26 protein-coding genes are annotated in these 26,732 nt (G+C 45.4%); 21 read left to right on the top strand and 5 right to left on the bottom strand.

The window, feature by feature from the left end:
* The first annotated feature begins 171 nt into the window (after positions 1 to 171).
* Positions 172 to 1,437, top strand: coding sequence for a DedA family protein (locus tag DESOR_RS09105; RefSeq protein ID WP_014184309.1), 1,266 nt, complete (start codon positions 172 to 174; stop codon positions 1,435 to 1,437).
* 170 nt (positions 1,438 to 1,607) lie between these two features.
* Here the strand turns inward: DESOR_RS09105 and DESOR_RS09110 are convergent, their stop codons facing one another.
* Entirely contained in the window at positions 1,608 to 2,063 is a 456-nt protein-coding gene (locus DESOR_RS09110) for an AraC family transcriptional regulator (RefSeq protein ID WP_014184310.1), read from the bottom strand.
* A gap of 200 nt (positions 2,064 to 2,263) precedes the next feature.
* Between DESOR_RS09110 and DESOR_RS09115 the strand changes: the two genes are divergently transcribed.
* From DESOR_RS09115 to DESOR_RS09125, 3 genes are all read left to right on the top strand, one after another.
* A complete protein-coding gene (locus DESOR_RS09115; RefSeq protein ID WP_014184311.1) occupies positions 2,264 to 2,968 on the top strand; it encodes an alpha/beta hydrolase in 705 nt (234 codons plus the stop codon).
* A gap of 501 nt (positions 2,969 to 3,469) precedes the next feature.
* On the top strand, positions 3,470 to 3,898 hold the full coding sequence (locus DESOR_RS09120; protein WP_014184313.1) for a MarR family winged helix-turn-helix transcriptional regulator: 429 nt from the start codon (positions 3,470 to 3,472) through the stop codon (positions 3,896 to 3,898).
* A 74-nt stretch (positions 3,899 to 3,972) separates the two neighbouring features.
* Positions 3,973 to 5,001, top strand: coding sequence for an epoxyqueuosine reductase (locus DESOR_RS09125; RefSeq protein WP_014184314.1), 1,029 nt, complete (start codon positions 3,973 to 3,975; stop codon positions 4,999 to 5,001).
* 250 nt (positions 5,002 to 5,251) lie between these two features.
* Here the strand turns inward: DESOR_RS09125 and DESOR_RS09130 are convergent, their stop codons facing one another.
* Both DESOR_RS09130 and DESOR_RS28755 read right to left on the bottom strand, forming a co-directional pair.
* The gene (locus tag DESOR_RS09130; protein WP_014184315.1) at positions 5,252 to 6,220 is read right to left on the bottom strand and encodes a LysR family transcriptional regulator; all 969 of its coding nucleotides are present in this window, start codon (positions 6,218 to 6,220) and stop codon (positions 5,252 to 5,254) included.
* Positions 6,221 to 6,617: 397 nt separating this feature from the next.
* Positions 6,618 to 6,758 (bottom strand): hypothetical protein, encoded by a 141-nt coding sequence (locus DESOR_RS28755; RefSeq protein WP_242832480.1) that lies wholly within the window; start codon positions 6,756 to 6,758, stop codon positions 6,618 to 6,620.
* Between the two features lie 128 nt (positions 6,759 to 6,886).
* Here DESOR_RS28755 and DESOR_RS09140 point away from each other — a divergent pair, with 128 nt between their 5' ends.
* The 14 genes from DESOR_RS09140 to DESOR_RS09205 all read left to right on the top strand — a co-directional run bounded on the left by DESOR_RS09140 (position 6,887) and on the right by DESOR_RS09205 (position 20,012).
* Complete coding sequence (locus tag DESOR_RS09140) at positions 6,887 to 7,642, top strand: IclR family transcriptional regulator (RefSeq protein WP_014184316.1); 756 nt, start codon at positions 6,887 to 6,889, stop codon at positions 7,640 to 7,642.
* A 600-nt stretch (positions 7,643 to 8,242) separates the two neighbouring features.
* Complete coding sequence (locus DESOR_RS09145) at positions 8,243 to 9,490, top strand: MFS transporter (protein ID WP_014184317.1); 1,248 nt, start codon at positions 8,243 to 8,245, stop codon at positions 9,488 to 9,490.
* 70 nt (positions 9,491 to 9,560) lie between these two features.
* A complete protein-coding gene (locus DESOR_RS09150; RefSeq protein WP_014184318.1) occupies positions 9,561 to 9,764 on the top strand; it encodes a 4Fe-4S binding protein in 204 nt (67 codons plus the stop codon).
* A gap of 14 nt (positions 9,765 to 9,778) precedes the next feature.
* Complete coding sequence (gene vorB / locus DESOR_RS09155) at positions 9,779 to 10,849, top strand: 3-methyl-2-oxobutanoate dehydrogenase subunit VorB (protein ID WP_014184319.1); 1,071 nt, start codon at positions 9,779 to 9,781, stop codon at positions 10,847 to 10,849.
* Entirely contained in the window at positions 10,846 to 11,589 is a 744-nt protein-coding gene (locus DESOR_RS09160) for a thiamine pyrophosphate-dependent enzyme (RefSeq protein ID WP_014184320.1), read from the top strand. The genes vorB and DESOR_RS09160 overlap by 4 nt, the downstream gene beginning before the upstream one ends.
* Positions 11,586 to 12,140, top strand: a complete 555-nt coding sequence (locus DESOR_RS09165; protein ID WP_014184321.1) for a 2-oxoacid:ferredoxin oxidoreductase subunit gamma family protein — start codon at positions 11,586 to 11,588, stop codon at positions 12,138 to 12,140. Before DESOR_RS09160 ends, DESOR_RS09165 begins: the two co-directional genes overlap by 4 nt.
* A 5-nt stretch (positions 12,141 to 12,145) precedes the next feature.
* Positions 12,146 to 14,239, top strand: coding sequence for an acetate--CoA ligase family protein (locus tag DESOR_RS09170; RefSeq protein ID WP_014184322.1), 2,094 nt, complete (start codon positions 12,146 to 12,148; stop codon positions 14,237 to 14,239).
* 237 nt (positions 14,240 to 14,476) lie between these two features.
* Positions 14,477 to 14,734: a type II toxin-antitoxin system Phd/YefM family antitoxin gene (locus tag DESOR_RS09175; protein WP_014184323.1), complete on the top strand. Its 258-nt coding sequence runs from the start codon at positions 14,477 to 14,479 to the stop codon at positions 14,732 to 14,734.
* On the top strand, positions 14,727 to 14,963 hold the full coding sequence (locus tag DESOR_RS09180) for a type II toxin-antitoxin system RelE/ParE family toxin (RefSeq protein WP_042331007.1): 237 nt from the start codon (positions 14,727 to 14,729) through the stop codon (positions 14,961 to 14,963). Before DESOR_RS09175 ends, DESOR_RS09180 begins: the two co-directional genes overlap by 8 nt.
* A 32-nt stretch (positions 14,964 to 14,995) precedes the next feature.
* A complete protein-coding gene (locus tag DESOR_RS09185) occupies positions 14,996 to 15,274 on the top strand; it encodes an ArsR/SmtB family transcription factor (protein ID WP_014184324.1) in 279 nt (92 codons plus the stop codon).
* Positions 15,275 to 15,296: 22 nt separating this feature from the next.
* Positions 15,297 to 15,680, top strand: coding sequence for a VOC family protein (locus DESOR_RS09190; RefSeq protein WP_014184325.1), 384 nt, complete (start codon positions 15,297 to 15,299; stop codon positions 15,678 to 15,680).
* Positions 15,681 to 15,921: 241 nt separating this feature from the next.
* The gene (locus DESOR_RS09195; protein ID WP_014184326.1) at positions 15,922 to 16,377 is read left to right on the top strand and encodes a MarR family winged helix-turn-helix transcriptional regulator; all 456 of its coding nucleotides are present in this window, start codon (positions 15,922 to 15,924) and stop codon (positions 16,375 to 16,377) included.
* Between the two features lie 12 nt (positions 16,378 to 16,389).
* Positions 16,390 to 18,114 (top strand): ABC transporter ATP-binding protein, encoded by a 1,725-nt coding sequence (locus DESOR_RS09200; protein ID WP_042331009.1) that lies wholly within the window; start codon positions 16,390 to 16,392, stop codon positions 18,112 to 18,114.
* A complete protein-coding gene (locus DESOR_RS09205; protein ID WP_014184328.1) occupies positions 18,114 to 20,012 on the top strand; it encodes an ABC transporter ATP-binding protein in 1,899 nt (632 codons plus the stop codon). Before DESOR_RS09200 ends, DESOR_RS09205 begins: the two co-directional genes overlap by 1 nt.
* Before the next feature lie 10 nt (positions 20,013 to 20,022).
* Here DESOR_RS09205 and DESOR_RS09210 read toward each other — a convergent pair whose 3' ends face one another.
* Positions 20,023 to 20,475 carry a hypothetical protein gene (locus tag DESOR_RS09210; protein ID WP_014184329.1) on the bottom strand — a complete coding sequence of 151 codons (453 nt, stop codon included), beginning with the start codon at positions 20,473 to 20,475 and terminating at the stop codon, positions 20,023 to 20,025.
* Positions 20,476 to 20,982: 507 nt separating this feature from the next.
* On the opposite strand from DESOR_RS09210, the gene DESOR_RS09215 reads away from it, so the two are divergent.
* The 3 genes from DESOR_RS09215 (at position 20,983) to DESOR_RS09225 (ending at position 24,752) form a co-directional block, all read left to right on the top strand.
* Positions 20,983 to 21,417: a MarR family winged helix-turn-helix transcriptional regulator gene (locus DESOR_RS09215; protein ID WP_014184331.1), complete on the top strand. Its 435-nt coding sequence runs from the start codon at positions 20,983 to 20,985 to the stop codon at positions 21,415 to 21,417.
* Positions 21,418 to 21,599: 182 nt separating this feature from the next.
* On the top strand, positions 21,600 to 23,612 hold the full coding sequence (locus tag DESOR_RS09220; RefSeq protein ID WP_014184332.1) for an oxidoreductase: 2,013 nt from the start codon (positions 21,600 to 21,602) through the stop codon (positions 23,610 to 23,612).
* A 33-nt stretch (positions 23,613 to 23,645) separates the two neighbouring features.
* Entirely contained in the window at positions 23,646 to 24,752 is a 1,107-nt protein-coding gene (locus DESOR_RS09225; RefSeq protein WP_014184333.1) for a 4Fe-4S binding protein, read from the top strand.
* A 380-nt stretch (positions 24,753 to 25,132) separates the two neighbouring features.
* Here the strand turns inward: DESOR_RS09225 and DESOR_RS09230 are convergent, their stop codons facing one another.
* Complete coding sequence (locus DESOR_RS09230; protein WP_014184334.1) at positions 25,133 to 26,704, bottom strand: ClC family H(+)/Cl(-) exchange transporter; 1,572 nt, start codon at positions 26,702 to 26,704, stop codon at positions 25,133 to 25,135.
* Between the last annotated feature and the right edge of the window lie 28 nt (positions 26,705 to 26,732).

The following is a 26,732-nucleotide window of genomic DNA, read 5'->3' on the forward strand; positions in this document are numbered from 1 at the left end:
AATCAACTTTATCCTCCTTGTAAACATATGTTATAAAGTTATATGCAGCTCGTGAAATTCACCTGTATAAATTCAATAGAACAAGTTAACCTAGGTTTAAGCAAGACAGCCGCCTTTTATTCTTGCTGAACAGAGATTGCTCGGTGAATAATTTTTTGAAAGGATTAATCTATGTCATTTGAAGTTCTTACTCAATATATAACCCAATATGGATACCCGGGTTTATTCCTTATTATGGCAATTTCCATTTTGGGGATTCCCATTCCCGATGAAGTTTTGCTAACTTTTATCGGTTTTCTAACTTATTCTGGTCGGTTAAATCCAATCTTAGCAGTTATATTCTCCGCGTTGGGTAGTAGCACATCAATTACAATTGAATATTTGTTGGGAAGATTCTTTCATAGATTGGTTTCAAAATTATTAAATAAACATGCTCGCTTAGAAAAAATATTGTATTGGTATCAACGACATGGCGCGAAACTATTAACGGCGGGATACTTTATACCTGGCGTAAGACATATTTCTGGGTATATAGCCGGGCTAAGTAAATTAGAGTATCGTAAGTTTGCAGCATTTGCGTATTTAGGAGCCGCCTTATGGACTACCCTTTTTATAACTCTTGGTCGGCTCCTTGGCAGCAAATGGAATGTTATTCTTCCGATCATTCACAGATATGCTCTGATTTTGGGGCTTATTGCAGTGATATTAGCCTTGGCATTTTATCTTTTACATAAATATCATGACAAATTGGGGAATTGGCTATTTAGCCAATTGCAAAAATTACCCGAACGATATTTGTCTCTAGGTAAGCGTCGTTTCATCTTTACGGTGGGCGGGTTATTGTTTTTGATCTTATTCATTTACTTTATGGGATTGATTCAAGATTTTGTTACTTATGAGGTTGGTCCGGCTGATGATCTCGTTGTTGATTGGGTGACTAATTATTCACCATATTTTATAATCTCTTTTATGCAAATAATCAATTCTTTCGGGACGCATCTTTTTATCTTAATATTTTTTATTATAGCGGGAGGAATGCTTCGCTATACAACAAAGCGATGGTCACATATTGTCCCTTTATCTTTGGCTTGGATGGGCGGTACTGTAATCGATTCCTTATTTCGCCTTGTATTTAAAGGGTATGGTATTAGATTTTTTGAAAATCTTACCCCTTTTCAAGCACCAAGCCAGGGATTTCTTATTGCTGCATTAACCTTTTATGCGGTACTCGGCTACCTTGTCGGGAAAACCAAGAGTAAGAGAACAATGCTCTTTATAGGTATCACAGAATTTTTCTTTTTGATTCTCTTAGCTTTAAGTCCCATATTTCTTCGTATACATCCTCCAAGCACCATGGTTATGAGTCTGACTGTAAGTGGGCTCTTGACGCTAATATGCCTGTTTGTTTACGAATTTCGTGCTTCTTATTTTACTTGAAAAAACATTCGCTTTTAAATTGGAATATTCATTAAGCATTTTTGTGTCAACAATTATAGCCTGGCAAGTGCTGGGGATGCAGCAGTTAACAAGAAAAGCACATGATGGTTTTTGCTAAACTATCATGTGCTTCTTTACTGACAAAAATCATCTTACTTTACAATCGATAATCAACCAATGGGAACACAGATTTCGCAAAGATGCCGTTCAACCTGTTTGGCCGCATAACGCTCCATAATCGGCCGTGTAGTGTCAGGAAGACTGCCCTTTGCGGATAATAGAACGAAGATTTCTGCCCAAGCCTTCTCTATAGCTTCGGGTGTGTGTTTCACTGTAAAAACCGCATACTTTCCTCCGGCAAATTCGCCATGCTCTACATTGTCCCCTGCCGGAAAGGGCTTATCGGCAAGGATAAGGCAAGCATCATAACGACAATTCTCAGGCGGGGTTGTTTGGGGATTATCGTGGGCAATGCCCAAAATCACTGTTTTACGGTTCAATAGGTTATTGGCTTTCGCCCAATGTTTGAGTTTTTCCATGGTCTGGATATTTTGCACGCCATAAGCTCCTGTTTGCCGTATATAGGCAATAGGGCATGAGGGGATGGTTTCAATATGCATGTTCATTGTCTTGTAACCTCTTTTATAGGATTGTGACCGGTCCTTGTTTACCATATAATTGTTTAAAATGAAATGCAACTAAAAAATATAAAGGGTTTATATGGACCGCCTGGTACTGGTAAGAAATTTGCTATGTTTTATTTTCTTTGCTAAAAAAGATACGTTATATTATTTAACATGAACAAAAATTTGAAAGGGTGATTGCAATGCAACAGATAAAATTTGAGATAGAGGGCATCCCAGCAGTTGAATGGGGAGAGAAGAAAGAGCATGTGTTTATTGCCGTGCACGGAAATATGTCCAATAAGGAAGATACGGTTATTAAATTACTTGCAGAAAAGGCTGTTGAAAAAGATTATCAGGTATTAAGTTTTGATTTACCACAGCATGGTGAACGGGAAAAAATAGATATTCCTTGTAAAGTACAAATTTGTGTAAATGACCTTATTGCTATTATGCAGTATGCAAAACAACATTGGAAAAACATAAGTCTGTTTGCTTGCAGTATGGGGGCGTACTTCAGCCTTTTGGCATATAAAGAAGAATCGTTAGAACAATGTATCTTCTTATCTCCTGTTGTGGATATGGGGCGTATCATTAGCAATATGATGATGTGGTTCAATGTAACTCCAGAGCGTTTGCAAAAAGAACAGGAAATAGAAACTCCGATAGGTCAAATTCTTTATTGGGATTATTATTGCTATGTAAATCAACATCCAGTAGATACATGGAATGTTCCCACTGTAGTTCTTTATGGTGCTAAAGATGATTTGTGCGAATATGAAACAATTGGAAATTTTGTTAAACGATTTCAATGTCAGTTAGAAGTTATGCAACAAGGTGAGCATTTTTTTCATACTAGCGAACAGTTAAATGTATTTCAGAGTTGGTTAAAAAAGTATATTGTTTAGCAAATTCCAATTTCTGTGCATATCACAGTAAATCTGTCACACTTACCTATTAAGTAGTAAGTATTGTAACTGGCAGTTATGGGATTAGTGTGTTTTCTGAATGCAGGGACGGAAAATACGCTTTTTTACCCCAAGGGGTAAACTTTTTGGTGCATTTAAATTCGCATGGTGGAGGATGAGAGGGCCAGGGCTGATACCGTCCTCTGTCGGATAGGGTTTATCAGCGAGGAGGAGGCAGGCGTCAACGTTTCAGTTTTTCCATGGTCTGGATATTTTTCTTGCCATAAGCTCCTGTTTGCCGTATATAGGCAATAGAGCAGGAGGGGAGAGTTTCAATATGCATGTTCATTGTCTGGTATCCTCTTTCATTGCATTGTGACAGGTCTTGTTAACCATATAATGCTTTAAAATAAAATGCAACTTAAGGTACCTTGACAAAAGTTTCTGGCAGCAGTACTATATAGTGCATATACACGAATTACTTAGAAATGAGAGGCAAATATGAGCGAAACTCCATGTAATTGTATGAAGCTGCGCAGGGCTTCTTTAGCGATTACTAAACTCTACGACCAATATCTTCAGCCTGCTGGTTTGACAGTTAGTCAGTATTCGATCATGCAAAGCATTCGCCGGTCAGCACCCGTTTCCGTAAGCGAGCTTGCGGCTAAAACGCAGTTGGATAGAACGACTATGGTGCGAAATCTGCACCCTCTCGAAAAACAGGGTATTGTTTTGGATGTCTCAAAACCGGGTACTCGAAACCGCCAGTTGACTTTATCAAAATACGGTGAGGACAAATTAAAATCTGCAGAATTATTGTGGCTGCAGGCGCAGGAGAATGTTAAGACTGCACTGGGAGAATCTGACCTGGCGACTCTTGCTCAATTGCTTCTAAAAGTTGAATCGTTGCATGTATCGGAATCGGAGTAGAGGACTCACTGCGAGGAGTTCGTGCTTTTAGCAAAATCGTGTATATACACTATTAAATGAAGAGGACTGATTGAATGGAAGGCATGGGAATAGCACAAGTAATACGAGATAAGGCTTATGACCTGGGATACGCCGGCTGTGGAATCATTTCCTTAGAGAGACTGCATGGATATGCTGAGAAGTTGGAAGAACGAGTCCGGAAAGTTCCCGAGTCTGCCGGATTTTACGCAACACAGAGACGTCTTATTGATCCGAGAAAACAGTTTCCCTGGGCAAAATCTGTTGTGGTTGTGGCGGAAAGATATGGGACATATAAAATACCCCGGGAGTTAAAAGGACGTATCGGGAGACCCTACCTGTTTGACGGCCGCGTTGATGCACACAGCAAAGAATTTAAAGCAGGGCTGCAGATGGAGTCATTGATGCACTCCCTCGGTTTGAAATTTGCATCCGAACGGAAATTCGGCCTGGTGGGTCTGCGCTGGGCTGCCCTGCAAGCCGGAATCGGACGGATTCGCAGGAATAACTTTTTTTACACAAAATACGGCTCATGGGTTACCTTGTATGCCTGGCTGACGGATCAGGATATGGAATGCACAGAAGCGGCTGATCTGCCTGAATGTCCAACTTCATGTGACCGATGTATAAAAGCCTGCCCGACAGGTTCCCTCTCTGCTCCGTATACCATGTCCCCAATGGCATGCGTTTCGTTTCTTACAACGTTTGGCGGGCGCAATCTCCCGGAGGAACCGCTCCGCAGTAAATTCGGAAATTGTATTTACGGGTGCGATATTTGCCAGGAAGTCTGCCCCATGAACAAAGGAAAATGGGAAGAGAGCGAGGAGTTTCCCGGTCTTTCCCAGCTGGCCCCTTTCCTTACACCGGAAAAAATCATGGAAATGGACGATGAATTTTACAAAGATTTCGTACAGCCCAAGTTTTTCTATTTAAAACCGGATGAGCTTTGGAAATGGAAAGTGGATACCCTTTGTTTTATGCACAACCAATATCAGGAAGCCTATGAACCTTATATTCTTGAAGCCTGTCATAGTCCCCATGAAAAAATACGTGAGATGGCAAAGAGCATCTGTCAGGAACGATAGGCTCTAAAGCATGAATGTTTCAGGTCTCGGGAAAGGCCTTCCCAAGGATCTCATTATAAAACCAATGCCAATACGCCGAAAACCTGGGATGATTAGAGTATGACGCTTATCTGAATCCGAATTGGGCAAACTAATCCTTAAGCATTTTGTGCCGACAATTATAGTAAATAAAATGATAGACCAGGCATATGAGCCTGGTCAGATTATTATTTATGATTTTCAAATTTAATAAGTTTGCAATTTACATTCTCTATTTAGATGCAATTAATTGTGGTTTAATGACGGGTTTCTCTAATTCATAATCATCTTTACTTAAAATTCTCCCAATCAAATCTCGATTAGTTAACAGGTTGATTAAGATATTCTCCTCTTTAGTTTTCTTAATGTGGGCATCTGTGAGAATATTAAGGGGGCGGTAAACAGGGCTATCTTCGATTTTTAATGTTTTAAAAATTTTTCGATCACTTTCTTTGCTAACAGTTAACGAGGAAATAATGGTTATACCTAGTCCTGCAGCTACTGCATGTTTGATTGCTTGAGTACTTCCTAACTCCATTGCTATATTTAATCGCGCAGGATCAAGTCCGCTCTGTTTTAGCATAATCTCCATCACCTTACGAGTTCCGGAACCCTCTTCTCTGGTTAAGATGCGCTCGTTTAAAAGTTCTTCGAGTCTGATAGTTTTTCTTGATGCCCAGGGGTGGAAATTAGGAAGAACAACTACCAACTCATCTTCCCAGAAACTTTCAACATTAAGACTTTTATTCTTGGCCACAGGACCCTCAATCAACCCAATATGCATTTTTTTCTCTAAGATATCTTGGGATATGGATTCAGTATTGGCAATTTTAACCTTAAACTCAACTTCGGGATGAATTCGATACAAAAATGCTATAAGATGCGGAAGTATATATTCGCCTATCGTCAACGTTGCGCCGAGATAGATTTCTTTTTTCTGATTCTTAGATAGGGCTTCTATCTCCTCTTTGGCAGACGTTAGGATATCTAGAACACTTTGAACATATCCGTAGAAGATTTTGCCCTCTTTTGTTAAACTTACTCCTTTATTTGATCGATTAAAAAATTTAGCCCCATACTCTTTTTCAAGACTTTTAATTTGGATAGTAACAGTTGGTTGACTTATGTGAAGTTTCTTGGCAGATAACGAAATATTGCTGGTTTTAGCTACTTCTTGGAATACAAGCAAACGTTCATCCATTAATATATCTCCTTTCGTAGTAAGCTAATCCAAACACTGATATTATTCAGAATTAATCCTAAGCGTATCTGCATCCCTATTTAATAATTTCCTATCTTTGACCATCTAGATATCCAGAAAATATGTTCGCTGCAATTTCGGAATAGAATCAGTGAACTCTAACAATTGCATCCACATACGCCTCCCGATCATAAGGTTTGATACTATAATAAAAAATAACAAATTACCTTCGGCATTAATGTCGTTTAGGGGACAAATTTTCTGTCGTAATTTCGACAAAACTCTACGGAGTGTTATAATTTTTGTCATATTATTCATGGGTTTATCGGGAAAATCGCGGAGAAACTGTAAGGCTGTAAGCTTATAGACAAAAATCATCTTACTTTTCAATCGAATATCAACTAATGGGAACACAGATTTCGCAAAGATGCCGTTTAACCTGTTCAGCTGCATGTTTCACAGTAAAAACCGCATACTCTCCTCCGGCAATTTCGCCATGGGCAACATTGATCCCATAAGCATAATTTGACAATTCCACATGGGTGGAATTAAAATGAATAGCAACATGAAAGCTGAGCTTTGTGTTGATGTATGTTTCGGCAATGCCCGAATGGAATCGTTTTTTGCAATCCCATCCCCCAAATAATATGAAGGAGGAGTTGGTGTATGGAACCGGAAGTAAAAGTTAAGAGCCTGCAGAAGGCGCTGGAAGTTTTGAACTGTTTTACTGAAAAGCAGCCCCTTGGAGTAACTGAGATAAGTGAAAAGCTTGGTTTGTATAAGAGCAATGTCCATAATATCTTAATGACCTTTACAGCTATGGAATACTTGATTCAGGACGAAGAAAGCGGGAAATTCCGTTTGGGCAGCCGGGTTATTACACTTAGCCGTGCCCTTGGCGACAGCTATGATATTTTGAGGCTGGCTACGCCGTTTATGAACAAATTTACAGACCTTTTTAATGAGATCGTTTATCTTGCTATTCCCCACAAAGATGAGGTTATTTATCTCGGAGCAGCCTATCCGGGCAATTATCACAAGATGGGGCTGCAAAATGTTCAGGGCGATTGTGCGCCAATGCACTGTACCGGAGTGGGGAAGGCCATACTCTCCAGCCTCCCGGATGAGTTCATTGAGGAATACATGAGCCAACAGATGATCCGTATGACCGAGTATACAATTACTGAACCCGAATTGCTGCGCAATGAGATTAAGCGCATTCGCGAGAAGGGGTATGCTGTTGATAATATGGAGTTGTCGATTGGGATAACGTGTGTTGGTGTTCCGATTCTCGACCGAAAGAATAAACTTGTGGGTGCATGGAGTGTCAGTGGGCCGTCACCGCGAATGAATCAAGAAAGAATCATGGAAATCCAGCTCCAGCTGAAACAAAGCGCAAATGAACTGAAAGTACTCCTATAAAATACTCTGGGTATTTAATTAATTAATTACCAAAAAGCTAAATTTAAAAAAGTCAATTTGTACCATTGCATTTATTGATAATTTATGCTAGTTTAAGGTTGTCATAGAACAACGTTCTGAATTAGAGAACGATAAGAGGCGAAGTTATTCGCCAAAATTTATAGCAATTATTAAGAACGCTGTTCTCAATTACAGAACGCATTAAGCGAAGGAGGAATGCAATGGCAAATAAACCTTATGTAGCGGCAGAGCGAAGGACACTAAAACTAACGCAAAGGCTGGCTGTGTGCGTATAACCTTGTCAGCAACTATTGCGGCGGCACAAGCAGGCATTAGACTGTAGACCAGGAGAAAGTTGCGTCTTGTCACAACTATGGACTACAAGTACAAGGCTAAGGCCAGTGAAGAGGCAAAAAAGACAGGACGCATCTCTTGTGACCGCGCCTATGAAATGTTCGCGCCGGTTAAGTCAACTAACCTTGATATCTGATTAATAGGTGCTCCCGCTGCGAATTCAGATGAGAACTTTATATTTAACTTTATCAAAGAGAGAATGGTTGTCTTTTACGCAAAAACTAAATAAAGGAGACTGCCGATATTATGAACTCAAAGCTTAAAAAATATTTGACACTCTTTCTCCTCGGAATGGCAGGCAACACAATCTATTTTCTGCCCTATATCAAATATTATTTCTATGATGCTCAGATTGCCGCAATGGGAATCAGCAATGCACAATCAGGAATGCTTTTGACTGCGTATACCATAGGAAATATTATTTTATACATTCCGGGTGGTTTCATAGCGGACAAGGTTAAGCCGAGGTGGGCAATCGCAATTTCCTGTGCCTCTACCGGGCTGCTGGCCTTTCTCTATTCAGCGACAATGAGTTTTACCATAAGCTTGGTTATCTGGCTGCTGTTCTCTGTAACAACGGCATTCGTTTTCTGGGCAGCTTTGATGAAAGCTGTTCGGATCATTGGCGATGAGAAGGAGCAGGGCTTTTTATACGGCTTCTACTATGCCTGCAACGGAATTGCCGGACTTATTGCATCGTCAATTACGCTCCATGTTTTTAACTCCAAAAACTCAGATGTTGCCGGTTTCCATGCCGTGGTAAACACAAGCGGTATGATTATGATAACTGTGGCTATACTTGCTGTGCTGCTGTTAAAAGATAACGGCAGCAAAACAGAGACGACTGCGGAAAACAAGTTCCGTTTTGCCGATTTGGGTTATCTTTTGAAGCAGCCCGTGGTGTGGGTTATCTCTGTCGTTATCTTCTGCGGTTATGGTGTGTTTTCAAATTCCACGTATTTTACACCGTATCTTTCCTCTGTCTGCGGACTGGATACCTCCAAAGCGGCTTTTGTGGCAATCATTCGTCAGTATGGCTTGCTTCTCCTGGCCCCTATAGGAGGATTGATTGCGGATAAGGTCTTTAAAAACACTGCCAAGTGGCTGGCTTGCATTTTATTTGTGATCGGGCTTTTGTACTTCGGTATGCTGCTCTTCGGAGAGAGTACCAATGCGAACTTTGCAGTTTTCTACAGCTTGCTGGTCGGTGCTTGCTGCATGATGATGTACGGAACCGTATTTTCCTTGATGTCTGGAGCTGGTATACCGGTAAAATACACCGGTACTGCAATCGGAATCGCTTCGATAATCGGTTATCTTCCGGACAGCTTCTTCGCGGTAATGTTCGGAAACTGGCTTGATACAAAAGGCGCTGCGACTGGATATTCAATGATTTTCACATTCCTGGGAGCTACTGCTGTAGTGGGTGCTTTTTTGGCTATAGTTGCCATGAAACTAAGTCATAAAAATAAGAATCAAACAGTTACTGAATAATAATTTATGATCGTGAAATGCGTTCAGAAATTTTGGGCGCATTTCCGGTCGAAAACAGGAGATTATTATTATGAATAAAACAAAAATTTTAGTGGATGAGGCACGTTGCAAAGGTTGTTATTATTGCATTAAATACTGTCCGAAGGACGCTGTTCGTTTGTCCGGTCATATTAATGCAAAGGGTTATGAGACGGTTGAAATTGACGAGGAAAAGTGCATCGGCTGCGGTTCATGTTATCGTATGTGCCCGGACTATGTCTTTGAACTTAGATAACGGGGTGAGAAAAAATGTCAAATAAAGTACTAATGAAGGGTAATGAAGCTCTTGCTGAGGCGGCGCTGGCTGCCGGCTGCCGCTTTTACAGCGGTTATCCAATTACACCGCAGACAGAGATACTTGAGTATCTGTCCTGGCGTATGGAAGAAGTAGGCGGTGTATTCATTCAGGCTGAGTCTGAGCTCGCCGGTATCAATATGGTAATGGGCGCGGCTGCGGCCGGCGCTCGGGCTCTGACCACGTCATCCGGCCCGGGCTTCTCTCTGAAGCAGGAAGGTCTATCTTATCTGGCAGCATCCGAGCTGCCGGCGGTAGTAGTTGATGTAATGCGAATTGGCAGCGGCCTTGGTGATATTTCAGTAAGTCAGAGCGATTATTGGCAGCTGACACGCGGCGGAGGTCATGGCGATTATAGAACCATCGTACTTGCCCCGTCCTCTGTTCAGGAGAACGCTGACCTTGTCTATGATGCCTTCGATCTCGCCGAGAAATACCGCCATCCGGTTCTTATCGCATCGGATGCTGCAATAGGTCAAATGATGGAAGCAGTGCGTATTCCGGAGTTCAAAGAGCATGACATCGATAAGTACGACTGGGCAATGAAAGGCTGCAAAAAAGGCAGCAACCCCAGGAAGTACCAGAACGAATATTATACCAATCCCGATTATGAGGGCTTTTTGCGCGGAAAGTACGCCAAGATGGAAGCGGAAGAACAGCGCTATGAGCTTTTGAATGTTGAAGACGCAGAGGTAGTGCTTGTGGCATACGGCATCAGCGCTCGTGTCTGCTATGAAGCTGTGGAAGTCGGACGCCAACGTGGAATGAAAATCGGTTTGATACGGCCGATCACCTTATATCCCTTCCCTGTGAAGGCCTTTGCAGAAGCAAAGAATGTCAAAGCCTTTCTTTCTGTTGAAATGAATATTCTTGGCCAAATGGCGGAAGATGTTCGTCTGGCCTGCTGCGATCGTCAGCCTGTTGAGCATTTCGGCTCAATATTCAGTATTCCCGATACTGATGATATTCTCGTAAAATCTCAAGAAATTCTCGATAAGGTTCTGAAGGAGGGAAACAGACGATGATTCTGAAAGCTCCCGAAACAGTATCGTTTACAACGAGCGGTTTTTGCCCCGGCTGCGGACATGGTCTGGCAGTGCGTTTGATTGCTGAAGTAGCGGAAGAAATGAATCTAAGTGAACAGCTTTTAACGGTTCTTGATGTTGCCTGCGGTTCACTTGCTATAGATGCTTGGAAATTTGATACGATTATGGCCGCCCACGGCCGTCCGATCGCCGATGCCATAGGTGTCAAAATGGTTCGTCCGGATCATCCTGTACTGGCGTATATCGGTGACGGCGCAGCGTATTCAATCGGCATGGCTGAGATGATGCACTGCGGACTTCGCAACGATAATATTATTGCCATTGTTATAAATAACAATGTTTATGGCATGACAGGCGGACAGTGCGCTCCAACATCTTTGCCAGGCCAGAAAACTATGTCTACTCCCTATGGAAAAGATCCCGACCGCTGCGGAATGCCTCTTCAGATCGAAAAAGCGTTCTCAGGCTTTAAAGTAGGTTATCTTGCACGCGGCGCTATGTGTGATGTGCCGAATATAAATAAGGCCAAGAAGATGATAAAGAAAGCCTTTGAAAAGAGCATGGCAGGGGATGGCTTCTGCTTAGTGGAACTCCTTTCACCTTGTCCGACGAATCTGCATCTGTCTCCAGTGGCGAATATGGAGCGCATCACAAATGAAGTGATGAATTATTTTCCCATTGGTGAGTTCCAGAATAATACCAAGGAGGCAAAACAATGAAGACAGAGATAATTTGTGCCGGCTTTGGCGGTCAGGGCGTGCTGACTGCCGGGATGCTGCTTGTGAGCGCCGGCATGGAGAAAGATATGAATGTCCTGTTTTACCCATCCTATGGTTCTGAGATGCGTGGAGGAACTGCTAACTGTTCCGTTAAAATAAGTGACAAGCGAATCCCCAGTCCGGTATGCAAGCAGCCTGACGTAGTGTTTTCCCTGAACACGCCTGCGGTGGATAAGTTTGAACCTAAGCTTAAGTCAGGCGGGCTGTTGCTTGTAAACTCTTCTATAGTTCCGGAAGATCGTGTTTACAGAGAAGACATTCGCGTAATTAAGGTTCCGGCCAACGACGTTGCGGCGGAGCTAAACAACCTAAGGGCGGTAAATATCGTTATGCTGGGTGCTCTCTCGGTATGCACCGATCTTTTCACTCCCGAATATCTCGAACAAGCAATCGACGGGTATTTTGCCAAAAAAGGGAAGGTTAACCCTAAAAACGCTCTTTGCTTCCGCAAAGGAGTTGAAATTGCCCAAGCTGCTGGGGGAGGAGTATAACAAGTATGAATTTGACCAAGCTGCTTAAACCGCGTTCGGTTGCCGTTGTCGGCGCAAGTGAAAAGGTAGGCTTTGGAGGCGACAGCTGCAGGAATATACTGGACAATGTGGAAGACGTCAGCCGGATATACTTCATCAACCCTAAAAGGGATGAGGTTCTCGGACACAAGTGTTATCCCAGTATTGATGCTATTCCTGACACCCTTGATTTACTGATCATCTGTACACCCCAGAACACTGTCATTCCTTTATTGGAGGAAGGCGCCGCCAAGGGCGTCGGCGGTGCGGTCGTGTACGCAAGCGGATATGGGGAGACCGGGACAGGGGAAGGGCGCAATAATGAAAAAGAACTGATGGAAGCGGCAGAGCGTCTTAATATTGCCGTAATGGGTCCTAACTGTGCCGGCTTTATAAACTTTACTGACGATATTTATTCCTTTGCCTTTCTTTCGGAAAAACGTGACCGTAAAGGCAGCGTCGGAATAATTTCTCAAAGCGGCCAACTGTGCTTATCCATGATGGACGACCCCGGTATGCGTTTTTCCTATACTATTTCCGCAGGTAACGCCAAATGTGTCCGTATGGAAGACTACATGGAGTTCCTGATCGAAGACGAGAACACCAAGGTTGTTGGTCTCTATATTGAAGGAGTAAAGGCTCCAGGTCAGTTCGTTCGTGCACTCAAGCGCGCATCAGAGCTGAAAAAACCTGTTGTAATTCTCAAGGCAGGGCGCAGTGAAAAAGGCGGAGCAATTGCTGCCTCGCACACAGGCAGCCTTTCAGGGTCTGATAAGGCTTTTGACGCAGTGCTCAATAAGTTTGGCGCCATACGCGTTGATGACCTGGAAGAACTGATTGCCATGACGATGCTCCTTTCAACGCTGAACTGCCTGCCCGCAAAACCAACTGTTGCAGCCATGTGTCTTTCCGGCGGCGAAACTGGGATATGTGCAGATGTCGGCAGCCTTTATAATATAAAGTATCCTGATTTTGCCCCTGAGACACTTGAGGAGCTGCGCCGTCAGCTGCCTTCTTATGCTACTCCAAACAATCCTCTGGATATGACAGCGTCTCTATCTTATGATGCGGAGCTTTATGCCAATGCTTTGCGTACGGTGATAAGTGATCAAAATGTTGGTATGGTCATTATCGGCTATACGTTGTTAAATGAGATAGCTGATCCGGCTATACATTACATGTATAAAGGCATTGAAAAAGTTCTCAGTGAAAACCTGGGTAAACCTATCGCTATGCTGCCCTTCGCGGAAAATACCCGCAACAGGGAGTATCAGGAGAAGCTGTTCAAAATCGGGGTGCCGATTCTGCCGCCTCCGGTATATGCATTCAAGCTCCTGGGCTACCTGTCAAAATATGTTGAGTACCAAACTAAAGAGAGAACATTGGAACTTATGCTGCCGGAGAGAACACCGGAGAAATTTACGGCTCTTTCTGAGTACTCAAGTAAAATGCTTCTGAAAGACTTCGGAGTACCTGTCGCCGACAGCATTATAGCGAAGACAACGGACGAAGCTGTCGAATACTGGAAGCGTGTCGGCGGGAAACTAGTCATGAAGATTGAATCTGCCGATGTACTCCACAAAAGCGATGTCGGCGGGGTAGCTCTCAATATTGAAGGAGAAGAAGGGATACGCAGAGCCTTTGATACCGTAATGACTAATGTCAGGTCTAAGCGCCCTGACGCAAATATTAACGGTATATTGACTGCTCCCATGCTTAAGCAAGGCGTCGAAATGATAGTCGGTGTCAGTAATGACCCGCAGTTCGGACCGATGATTATGGTTGGTATGGGGGGCGTATTCGTAGAGGTATTCAAGGATGTGGCCCTGTATCCTGCGCCGCTTTGCAAAGCGGAAGCTCTGGAAATGCTTATGAGCTTGAAGTCGTTTCCGCTCCTGAAGGGAGCCCGCGGCAATAAAGTATGCGATCTGGATGCGCTTTGCGAGACGATTGTGGCCATTGGCAACTTTGCTGTAAGTCACAAAGATACCTTAAAAGAATTAGATATTAATCCTTTATTCGTATATGCGGAAGGGGAGGGTGTCGGCGTCGCTGACGCTCTGATCGTACTCGAACAATAATATCTATCCGGCCGGGGGAGAACCAAATTTTCCCCTGGCCGGTTTGTCAATTTGCGCCTCAACGGGCCTTACCTCAGGCAGCTGCTTTAGGAGCCATGAAACCCATTGCGTTTCATGGCTCTGTCTTATTCCAGTCAATTAGGGCTTTTCTCGACGCAGTACCCATTACACTTGTAACTTGCTGTTGAATTTTACGAACAATATGCATACAATAATATGCAGAAAGGAGCTAATATTGTGCCAAAAATAAAGCCCATTTCAGATTTAAGGAATTACAACGAGGTTTTGCGCGATGTTTCCGCCGGCGAGCCTGTCTTTTTAACTAAGAATGGCCGTGGCAAATATGCCATCGTCGATATTGCTGATTACGAAAAAACACAGGCGACACTCAAGCTCTTGAGCGAGCTTAATAAGGGACGAAAATCCGGTGAGGAAAACGGATGGCTTCTGCATGAAGATGTGAAAGCGCATTTCGAAAGAAAGATTTATGAATAAATTGCTTTATTCACCCGAAGCCCTGAATGATCTTGATGAGATATGGGCCTATATCAATAATGAATTACTAAATCCTGCAGCCGCTCAAAAAACTGTGTCAGACGATTCCGAATTTAAGCTACACAAAGAAATCATCCTTCCTGAGAATTCCCGAAAGCAACGGGCGACACTTATGGTAGGGAATGATACGGTCTCCTCATCACGCAACCAATTGGTTACATATACTTGACGAGCAACCATCTGGTTGCGTATAATAGCAATATGAATCAGGACAAAGACGCTATATTCAAGGCTCTTGCCGACTCATCCAGGCGGCTTATCTTAGACGAACTATCTGAACGCAATGAGATGACGTTGTATGAACTTACTGTGCGTCTAATGACTAAGCACAACCTTAACATTTCCCGGCAGGGGATAGCTAAACATCTGTCGGTATTGGACGAGGCAGGGCTGGTAAGATCAAAACGAAAGGGGAAATACCGGGTACTTAGCTTCGACAATAAACCCCTCAATAATTTGCTGAAAGGATGGATAGAATAATATCTATGGAGGTTAACGCCCTATGAAAATCATTGTCACCAGTATATTTGTAGAAGATCAAGACAAGGCTCTGGAGTTTTATTCGGAAAAGCTGGGGTTTATAAAAAAAGAGGACGTTCCCGTGGGAGAGTTTCGCTGGATTACCCTTGTTTCTCCCGATGATCATAACGGTACTCAGCTTTTACTCGAACCCAATGACCATCCTGCCGCCAAGGAGTACCAAAAGAAGATATTTGCCGACGGCATCCCGGCAATCATGTTTGGCGTTGCAGATGTTCGCCAAGAGTACCGGCGCCTAATAGGAAAAGGCGTGAAGTTTACCATGGAACCCACAGAAATGGGCAATGTCACAATAGCCGTCTTCGACGACACCTGCGGCAACCTTATTCAGATAGCACAGAAGTAATTATATAATCGGTTAAAACAAAGGGGTAACGCAAAACTGCGGTTTAAAGCAGTTTTACGGCACCCCTTTTTAATACTGTTGCTGACTAAAGAACAAATTTTGAAGAAATAATAACCTAAATAATTGACATTTAACCCTTTTAAGGAGTAATATATTTCGAGTACGAAATATCGCATACGAAATATATTCCGAAGTTGAAATTCTCTAACGTAAAACAAACTCATAGTCATGGGGGATGATCATGGAAAACTCAAATAAAGGCGCCCAAGTAGCAGGTCTCTTTCACGAAGTCATGGGATTATTCAGAAACAGCATGATGAAGGCCATGGGGCATTCGGGTATTACCCCGCCCCAGGGAATGGTTCTCCGTTTGCTGAGCAAGGAAGGCCCTTTAAAGCTGACAGATCTGAGCACTAAAATGAGCCTCTCAAACAGTACGGTCTCCGGTATCGTGGACAGACTGGAAAAACAGGGGTTGGTAGAACGAACCAGGAGTGATCAGGACCGGCGGGTTGTCTATATCGCCATTTCTCCCGAATTTAAAGAAAGGCATAAGCGGAGCTACCACCTGGAGTTTGAGAAAAAAATCGAACATATCCTGAACCAAGGCAGTGCAGAGGAACTGGAAAGGATATTTGTTGGTTTGAATACCCTCAAGAGGCTGTTAAAAGAGTACGAACAATCGAATCAAGAGTAATGGGGTGATATGATGGGCAAATTATTCCGTTTACTGAAGCCTTATGCCCTCCACATTGCGGCAGTGGTCTGCCTGCTGTTTATCCAGGTATTGTCGGATCTTTACCTGCCCAGGATTATGGCGGACCTGGTGGACATCGGGATCGTTAAGCAAGATATTTCTTATATTGTTAAAATGGGCACATTCATGCTCCTGATTGCAGCGGGAGGCACCCTATGTGCCGTCTCCGCCTCCTTTCTCTCCGCCAAGACGGCGGTAGGCTTTGCTAAATTAATCAGGGCTAAGCTTTTCAGCAAAGTGGAAAGTTTTTCTCTCCACGAGTTCGATACCTTTGGCACAGCCACTTTAATTACCAGGACCACCAATGACGTCAATCAAATTCAGCAGGTCAGCATTTTGATCCTGACCATGATGGTGACGGCTCCTTTAACCTGTATCGGCGGGATTATCATGGCCTTGCGCCAGGATTCCTCCTTAGCCTGGGTTCTCCTGGTGGTGATTCCCATACTCTTCACTGTGATCCTGGGAACCCTCCGCAGAGGGCTGCCCCTCTTCAAACTAATGCAGGAGAAAATCGACAAGCTAAATCTGGTTTTGCGGGAAAACCTGACGGGAATCAGAGTCATCCGTGCCTTTAACCGCATTGATCGAGAAAAAATTCGCTTTGATGATGCCAATGCGGATTTAAGGGATAATGCCATTAAGATCAACCTGATTATGGCGTCTTTGATGCCGGTGATGATGCTAATTATGAATTTGACTACAGTGGCTCTCCTCTGGTTCGGTGCCCTGAGAATTGACTCAGGGAGTATGCAGATCGGTTCCCTGTTAGCCTTTATTCAGTACTCCACCCAGATTCTCTTCTCCCTGCTGATGCTGGTCATGCTCTTTATTACCATTCCCCGGGCTCAGGTTTCTGCCGTCAGGATCAATGAAGTCCTGGAGACGATTCCTGAGATCAGAGACCCGGAAAAGTCCCGGGACAGTCACCAGCAGCGAGGGAGTGTGGAATTCAAAGAGGTTTCCTTTCGCTACCCCGGTGCGGACCGACCGGCTGTCAGCAAGATTAACTTTAAGGCCCAGCTGGGTGAAGTGACGGCCATTATCGGCGGGACGGGTTCGGGAAAATCCACCATAGTAAATTTAATGACCCGCTTCTATGACGCAGAAGAGGGGGCGGTGCTGGTGGATGGAGTGGATGTCCGGGAAATGAGTCAGAAAGACCTGCGCCAAAAGATTGGCTTTGCTCCCCAGAAAGCTCTCCTCTTTTCAGGCAGTATTGCCGAGAATATTCAATACGGCAAGACCAATGCTGATTTGGCGGAAATCAAGGAGGCGGCGGAAATCGCCCAGGCCACGGATTTTATCACCGCTTTGGAGGAAGGGTTTGATCATTCTCTGGCCCAAGGGGGGAGCAATATTTCCGGCGGGCAGAAACAGCGTCTCTCCATTGCCCGGGCCCTGGTGAGAAAACCGGAGATTTATATTTTTGACGACACCTTCTCTGCCTTGGATTATAAAACGGCAGCCAAACTGAGAGCTGCCCTGAAACCGGAACTTGCCCAGGCTGCGGTTTTTATCATTGCTCAGAATGTCGCAACGGTTAGAGATGCGGACCAGATCATTGTTCTGGAAGACGGGCAGATTGCCGGTATGGGGAAACACAGGGAGTTAATGAAGAATTGCCGGGTTTACCGTGAGCTGGTGGCCTCACAGCTCTCAGAGGAGGTTTCATGATGAAGGAACGTGAGAATGTCAAGACCAATAAACCCTTATTCGGCGGCCGCCCGGGAGGACCGGCCGGGTCTTTGGTCAGGCCGGTGGAAAAGGCCAGGAATTTTAAAAGGACTCTCAAACGCCTGCTCCATTACTTGAAGCCCCAGAGAATGCGCTTTTTTATGGTCTTTTTCTTTGCCATACTAAGTACCATTTTTAATATTCTCGGTCCTAAGATCATGGGCAAAGGGGTTACCAGGATCGGAGAAGGATTAGCGGCCAAAGCTCAGGCCCTTAAACTAGGCCAGCCTGTCCCGGCTCTGGATTTTACCTATATTACTCAAATTGTCGCTGTGCTCATCGGCTTATACCTGGTCAGCTCCGCCTTCAACTATCTCCAGCAATATATTATGGCCGGTGTTGCCCAAAGAACGGTGTACAACCTGCGCCGAGAGGCGGATGAGAAGCTGGCCCGCCTGCCCCTGAAATTTTATGATTCCCGGACCCATGGTGAGATCCTCAGCCGGGTGACCAACGATATTGACAATATTTCCACCACCCTGCAGCAGAGCCTGACCCAGCTTATCACCTCCATCATCACCCTGGTGGGAGTTGTGGTGATGATGCTGACCATCAGTCCCATCCTTACTTTGGTGGTCGTTATCACCCTGCCCCTCTACTTGCTGGTTACCATGAATATTGCCAAGCGGTCGCAGAAGCATTTTGCCGCTCAGCAAAAATCCCTGGGTGAGCTGAATGGTTTAGTGGAAGAGATGTATGCCGGTCATAAAATTGTCAAAGCCTATGGCCGGGAGGAAGAAGCCATCACCTCCTTTCAGGCCATTAACGAACAGCTCTATGGGGCGGGCTATAAAGCCCAGTTTATCTCCGGGATCATCATGCCCCTTATGAGATTTGTCAGTAACTTAGGTTATGTGTTCGTCTGTGTCATGGGCGGGGTCTTTGCCACCAGGGGGGTCATAACCATCGGCGATATTTTGGCCTTTATCCAATATTCCCGGCAATTTACCCATCCCATTATTCAAACCGCCAATATTGCCAACATTATTCAGTCCACAGTCGCTTCGGCGGAGCGGGTCTTTGAACTCCTGGACGAAGAGGAAGAAGGGGCGGACGGACCGGAGGCCCAAATCCTATCCTTGCCCAAAGGCAGGATTTGCTTTGAAAATGTGGATTTCAGCTACCGGGAGGATCAGCCTCTGATTAAGGGCATTAATATTGACGTGGAGCCGGGGAGCACCATTGCTATTGTCGGGCCTACGGGGGCGGGGAAAACCACGTTGGTCAATTTGCTGATGCGTTTCTATGAAATCAACTCCGGCAGGATTACCGTGGACGGTGTGGATATCCGGGATATCCGCCGGGGAGCACTGCGGAGCATGTTCGGCATGGTCCTCCAGGATACCTGGCTGTTTAACGGCTCGATTCAGGACAATATCGCTTACGGCCGTGAGGGGGCCAGTGAGGAAGAGGTGATTCAGGCTGCCAAAGCCGCACATGCCCACCATTTCATCCAGACCTTGCCTGACGGCTACAATACCCTCTTAAATGAGGAAGCCTCAAACATTTCCCAAGGACAAAAGCAGCTGCTGACCATTGCCCGGGCCATCCTGGCTGATCCCGCCATCTTGATCCTGGACGAAGCGACCAGCAGTGTGGATTCCCGGACGGAGGTCTATATTCAAAAGGCTATGACGGAGCTGATGAAGGGGAGAACCAGTTTTGTCATTGCTCACAGGCTTTCCACCATCAGGGATGCAGATTTAATCCTGGTCATGAACCAGGGCAGTATTGTGGAAATGGGCAAGCATCAGGAACTCCTGGAGGAAAAGGGTTTCTATGCCGACCTCTATTACAGCCAGTTTTCCAGCCCCCAGGCGGATTTGACAGCGATATAACAGAGAAGTATCATTGTCTTCTTTTCATGAGATAGCGTAATGCGGCATACAAAAGGATAGCACCAACAACCAAACCAATTATTTTATCTGAACTATAGCCCGATAAGCCACTTACTATTCCAATTAGAATAGTAAAGATGGTATAACTAAATAACTCTTTAAGACACCCTGGTCTTGGTCGATTCCACTCGGGTGGGATTTCAGTTTTTTTATTTTTTTCTATCGAAGTATCATCTACAATCAAATCGTAGTCCAAGCTATTTTTATTAAAACGGATTACAATAACGCATTTGTGTAAGTTTATTTCAAAGGAGAGTTTATCTCCCCCTTTAATAATGGTTCGTGTTGTATTTATAGTACGATTATCTAATTCAACATGGTATCTCCTTATCCAATTGCTATGTTTTAGTTTAACCCGGTGCTCGCCGTCTTCTAGGCTAAATAGCCATTCCTTTTCAGGCACAATACTTCACCTGCATTTTCATTCGGTAATAATTATTTTGATATTCTAATATCCGATAAATTAGGTGTGAAGAATTTTTCTCAATTTTGCAGTGCTTCCTCCCGTTTAATAAAGCCCTCTGTCCAATTGTCTAAATCTAGCTCCAAAATAAATTCTATATTCATACCCGTTATCACCTCTGAAATTCTCCTTTTCCTCCATGTAATTTTCTCATATTTACTTCGCATTATCCCGGCGAAGAATAATATCAACTAGTTCACTAACCGAAAATGGCGGCTATTTATAACCCGGAGTATTCAGATACATCAAGGAGAGCAACAAGAAGGCCCGTAAGGCGTCAAAGCGTCTTGCGGGCTCTCATTGTTTGAATTTCTGAAATTTTCCAAGGGGTTTTCCCGTTCCCATATTGCCAAACTGCTGTCTAGGGAGTATACTCAAATTAGTTTATTGGTACACTAACAATTAGAATACCATTAATTGTTCTACAAATAATTATGAGGTGTTGTTATGGAAAGTCCTGACAGCGGCAGGAACCCGTCCAAGTATATCTGCTATAAACTCAGCCGGGTGATGAGAAAAGTACATCGCTACTACGAAAGTAAGTTTTCCCAGTACGGAATTACCCCTTCTCAATTTTACGTCTTAACTGCGGTATGGGAAAAGGACGGGGTGAAATTCAAGGACCTGGCTAAAAGTCTGGACATGGACGGCTCCACTCTGACCTCCATTTTAGACCGTATGGAACGCCTGGATTTACTGGAGCGTCGCAATGATCCGGAGGACAGGAGGTCTCTTTTGGTGTTTTTAAAGGAAAAGGCTAAGCTGGAAATTGCCGACATAACGGATCTGGCGGAAACAATGGATGAGGAAATCAAGGCTCGTTTTTCAGACAGCGATTTTTCAGCATTTGAAAAAGTCTTAGATCAGCTTTTTCAGGACTAGAGCCGAGCTTAAGGGGTTTTAACAAAGGAGGGATGGATGGAGTTTTTTTAGCTTAAAGAGATTGAATATTCAGAACCCTATTGACTGAAAGTGTTTTGCTGAAGATGTTCTCAAAAAAAGTTAACGAGAAAACATTCACGACGAAGATGTTCATGAGGAAACATGTTAGAGGAGGTTTGTTTATGTCAATGCTTTTTTCTCCCGCTCAAATCGGCACTCTGCAGCTGCGCAACCGCATCGTCATGACTCCTATGCACCTGGGCTATACCCCTATGGGGGAGGTTACAGATCAACTGGTTGAATTCTACCGGGCCAGAGCCCGGGGCGGGGTAGGTTTAATTATTGTCGGCGGATGCGGAATCGACCGCATCGGCAATGCCTTCGGAATGACCCAAATCGATGATGACGCTTACATACCCGGCTTGCGGCGTTTGGTGGAGGCGGTCCATGCCGAAGGGGCCAAAATCGTACCTCAGTTATATCAAGCCGGCAGGTACGCTCATTCCGCCTTTACCGGGAAGCCCTCTGTAGCGCCCTCAGCCATTCCCTCCCGGCTCACCGGGCAAACGCCGGAAGAGCTGACGGAAGAAAAAATTCAAGAGATTATCGCTTCCTTTGCCCAAGCCGCCCAAAGGGCGAAGACCGCGGGCTTTGACGGTGTGGAGATTCTGGCCAGTGCCGGTTATCTTATTTCTCAATTCCTCTCTCCGGTAACCAACAAGCGGACGGACCGTTACGGCGGGGACCTCCAGGCCCGCATGACCTTTGGACTGGAAGTGGCGCAGGCTGTCCGTGAGGCAGTGGGTCCGGAGTTTCCCATTATTGTACGAGTGGCGGGGAATGATTTTGTGCCGGGGAGCAATACCAACGCCGAATCCCGGATTTTTTGCCAGGCCCTAGAGAAGGCGGGGGTCAATGCCCTGAATGTCACAGGCGGGTGGCATGAAACCCAGGTTCCCCAATTGACCATGAACGTGCCCCCCGGGGCTTATACTTACCTGGCTCACGGCATCAGGCAGGCTGTTTCCATTCCCGTCATCTCCTGCAACCGGATCAACACCCCGGAATTGGCGGAAAGCGTTCTGGCTGAAGGTCTGGCGGACTTTGTCGGCCTGGCCCGCCCTTTGCTGGCCGACCCCGAATTCCCCAACAAAGCTCATAAGGGGGATTCCTCAAATATCCGTCCCTGTATCGGCTGCAATCAAGGCTGCCTGGACAGTGTCTTCCGCCTCAGGCCTGTAAGCTGTCTGGTCAATGCCGAAGCCGGGAGAGAAGCAGAACTTGGTCCCCTCGCTCCTGCTTCCCAGCCTCAAAAAATCTTAGTCATCGGTGCCGGCTCGGCAGGCCTGGAGTTCGCCCGGGTAGCAGCCCTGAGGGGGCATAAGGTCACCATCTGGGAAGAAAAGGACCAGGCAGGAGGGCAACTGTTTTTGGCAGCAGCACCCCCCGGGCGCAAGGATTTCCTCTATTTTGGAGACTACCTGAGGAAAGCCTGTAATGAGCTGGGGGTGAAGATAGAATACCAGGTCCAGGCTACTCCGGGGAAGATTTTAGAGGCTGTGGAAAAGGGCGACTTTGAGAAAGTGGTTATTGCCGCAGGTGCCCGCCCCCTGAACCCGGCCATCAAAATCGAAGAGGGTGTGGAAGTCCTGCAAGCCTGGGATGTCTTATTGGGGTATAAAAAGACCGGCTCCAATGTGGTGATTGTCGGAGGCGGAGCGGTAGGTGTGGACACAGCTTTGTACCTGGCGGAGGCCGGCACCATTAACAGTGAAACCTTGAAGTTCCTCATGGAGCAGCATGCGGAAACGGACGAAGAGCTCCATCGCTTATTGACACAGGGCAGGAAACGAATTACTGTTTTAGAGATGGTAAAAGGCATCGGCCGTGATATTGGTGCCAGTACCCGCTGGTCCATGCTAGCAGATCTTAAGCGACGGAATGTCACTTGCCTGGATAAACACACCGTCCTGGAAATTCGCAAAGACGGCGTTGTAGCGGAAAGTGCCGCCGACGGCCAGCAGAAAATCATCCCGGCGGACAGCGTCGTCCTGGCAGTGGGTTCAGGTTCCCGGAATGAGCTATACGAGGCTTTGAAGGATAAGCTGGAAGCTGTCAGTGTGATCGGGGATGCGGCCAAACCCCGCAAAGTCCTGGATGCCGTTTATGAAGCCTATCTGGAGGGAAGAAAATAACGAGAGAAATAAAGAGAAGAGGAGGGGATATCTTTGGGGCATAGTGTTAATAACAAAGAAGAAATCTATGAAGCCCTGGCCCAGCGCTTAAGCAAAACTCCCGAGGGAGCGCCCATTAATGAACACCTGATGGCCATCCTCCGGCAGTTATATACGGAAAGTGAGGCTATGGTGGGCAGCAAATTTGCCGCCATACCCATGCCCCTGGCGAAAATTGCCGGGTTAACAGGCATTGAAGAGTCCGCCCTGAAACCCATCCTGGATGGCATGTCAGATAAGGGGCTGGTACTGGATATTCCCCGCAAGGATACTTTTTACTACATGCTAACCCCTATGCTGGTGGGATTTTTTGAATACACCTTTATGCGGACGGGAAGCAATCTGGACTTGAAAGAGCTGGCCGAGCTCTTTGAAACTTATTTTCACAGTCCTGGGGTCATGGAAGAAATCGCCGGTATGGATACGAAAGTCATGCGCACCCTGATTTATGAAAATCTCATCCCTTTGGCGGTTGAAACAGAGGTTTTGGATTACGAAAAGGCCAGCAGCATCATTCGCCAGGCCGGAGGCGGTGCGATCAGCACCTGCGCCTGTCGCCATGAGGCAACTCACCTGGGCAAGGCCTGTGATGCTCCCCTGGAAGTCTGTATGTCCCTGGGAGGGGCGGCAGAATGGATTATCCGCAAGGGGTTGGGCAAGCCTGCTACGGTAGAGGATCTCCTGGAAGTACTGAAACAAACCCAGGAATTAGGGCTGGTGCATCTTTGCGATAATGTCCTGAATAAGCCCACCTATATATGCAGCTGCTGCGGCTGCTGCTGCAAAGTTTTGCGCAGTATTAATGAGCGGCAGATCTTCGCCACTCATCCCAGTAATTTCATTCCTGCAGTGGAATCCGAGAACTGTGTGAGCTGCGGCCTGTGTGCCGAGAAATGCCAGATCCAGGCCATTGCCCTGGCGGATCAGGCAGACGGGGAAACTCTTCCAGTGCTAAACTCAGACCTCTGCATCGGCTGCGGCGTTTGTGCCGACGCCTGTCCCAGCGGCGCCCTAACCATGATCCGCCGTGAAGAAATCCTAATCCCCCCGGAAAATGTCAAGGAAAAAATGAAACGCTTCGCCACAGAAAAAGGCCGATAAAAAGAACAAGCCTGTTTCCGATTAAAAGGAAACAGGCTTGCTTTATGTTGTTCAACTCTAAAAAAGGAACCGAAAGGCCTCAAAACATTCTAAAAACCCGTTGACCCCAAAGCCAGGGCGGCTTCGACCCACAGGAGTGAACCCATTGCATGGAGAGGCGGTAAAGCCCACAAAGCTCGCGTGGGGAAGCGGAGCCAGTGGTTCACCTCAGGTATTACCCGGAGGTTTGGCAGAGCTCCCACGCCAGCGAGTGGGCGAGCCTCGGAATGCTGGGTGAGCGATGTGGGCGGAGCCGCCCGACCCGGGAGTTCTCTTTTTCATCATCTGATGGTGTTGGGTCTACTCTGACAGCATAACATTTCCTTGCATACAGGGGGGCATCAAGGCACATGATCAATTTCCATAGCCAGGCAGCAAAGGGATTCCTCTATTTCAGGGGCATAGTTCTTGTTGACGAGAGCAAAGATTTGGTCTCCGGCGAAGATTTGTGTATCCCCTTGGGGGATGATTTCCTGGTCTCCCCGTTTAATATTGACTAACAGACAATGTTTCGGCCAAACTACATGTTTAACATATTTGCCGCTGATCTCTGAACCTAAACAAACCACTGTCTCGATTAAGATCATGGTTTCTTCTTCTTTTTTATGATTTTGTTTTTTGCTTAGAATCCGGTCATAGAGAGCTTCATAAACCGGCTTCGTTTTCAAAATATCACTGGCCAGGTAAGCTACAGTAGAAACCGTGATCAAGGCCCAAAGGTGGCTGAAGGAGCCGGTCATTTCCGTAATCAGCAGGCTTCCGGTGATGGGAGCTTTGACAACGGCCGTAAAATATGCAGCCATGGCAAAGACAATAAAGTTATTGCTGAAATGCGGGCTAGCATGAAATACTTGTACTATTAAATCGTTATAAATATTTCCCGTTAAAGCGCCGATAACAAGGATGGGTAAAAAAATGCCCCCCGGGACACCGGAGCCATAGCTTATGAGGGTAAAGAAAAACTTTACCAATACTAAAAGGAGGAGTAAACGAACAGGGAAATAGTTTTGGTTTAAGGAGTCAATCAGCTGGTTGCCCCCGCCAAGTACTTGAGGTAAAAGGTATCCCAATAATCCGGAAATTAATAGTACGCTGGCAATAATCACAGTGTTGGGAAGAACACTTTCAAGTTTATCCTTCAGTTCTAGGGTTTTTAGCAATGAGCGGTTAAAAAGACCGCCGAAAAGGCCGATGATGAGACCTAAACCAATTAAATAAAAATAATAGCTAACCGGCAGAATGGGGAGCTCAGGGAAGTTGAAGGCTGAGGATGAGCCGTAAAAAAGCTTGGTAACAAAATCCGCAGACAACGAAGCTGCAACGGTGGACATCAGAATAGCTGGGGAAAAGTTTTTGTTGAGTTCTTCCACGGCAAAAATAACACCAGACAAAGGAGCGTTAAAGGCAGCAGCTAAACCTGCGCTGGCTCCGCTGGTTATTAAAAACTTTTCCTCAATTTTCAAACGTCCCAGAAGTCTGCTGACTCCTTGCCCTACGGTGGCTCCGATTTGGACGGACGGACCTTCCCTTCCTAAGGATAAACCGGCACCAATGGCCAGGATTCCGCCAATAAACTTAAGTACGAGAACTCTCAACCACTTGATTTTAAGGTGCCCCATCAATACCCCTTTTACTTGGGGGATACCGCTGCCGCTTACCAGTGGCTCTTTTTTGCCGATGATATTTAAGAAAAAGGCAATTAATACGAGCCCCAGGATCAGGATTATGATTTTATAGCTTAGGTCGATGTTTGCATGGTAGAAATGCTCTCGAAGAGACTCTGCCCGCTCCAAAGTGTATCTAAAAGCGACGATGATCAGACCCGAAAAAAGTCCAATCAAAATTCCTTCAAAAAAAACTTTGAGTTTAAAATCCCGCCAGTGAATTAAATGGTCAAATGTCTTGCCCGTCAAAGTATTACCCCCGTTAACGATTTCACAA

This window comes from Desulfosporosinus orientis DSM 765 (genome assembly GCF_000235605.1).
Classification (GTDB): domain Bacteria; phylum Bacillota; class Desulfitobacteriia; order Desulfitobacteriales; family Desulfitobacteriaceae; genus Desulfosporosinus; species Desulfosporosinus orientis.